General features: G+C 71.5%; 1 pseudogene. It reads right to left on the bottom strand.

The window, feature by feature from the left end:
* Nucleotides 1–235, bottom strand: a pseudogene (locus tag ACQG3P_RS24055) (bifunctional 23S rRNA (guanine(2069)-N(7))-methyltransferase RlmK/23S rRNA (guanine(2445)-N(2))-methyltransferase RlmL); the annotation flags it as partial.

Here is a 235-nt window from a genome sequence, read left to right as displayed (position 1 = left end):
TTCCCAGACACATGGGCGTCCACCGACAGGGACAGCTCGGGGCTGATGTGCTGCACCCACGGCATCGAGGAGACGCCCTGGTACAGCGATCCCTCGTCCGGGCAGTCGCACACGGCCAGCGGCCACAGCACCCGGCTGGCCCGGCGCGACCACCACACGACCTTCAGTGCCTGCGGCCGCGCGCCCTCGGCATTGACGCCGGAACTGGTGGCAGTGGCCCTGGGCAGGCCCAGCG

Origin of the sequence: Stenotrophomonas sp. SrG, from assembly GCF_050031795.1 — a bacterium.
Classification (GTDB): Bacteria; Pseudomonadota; Gammaproteobacteria; order Xanthomonadales; family Xanthomonadaceae; genus Stenotrophomonas; species Stenotrophomonas rhizophila_A.
The sequence above is the reverse complement of the archived record's forward strand: the minus strand, read 5'-3'. Positions and strand labels throughout refer to the sequence as shown.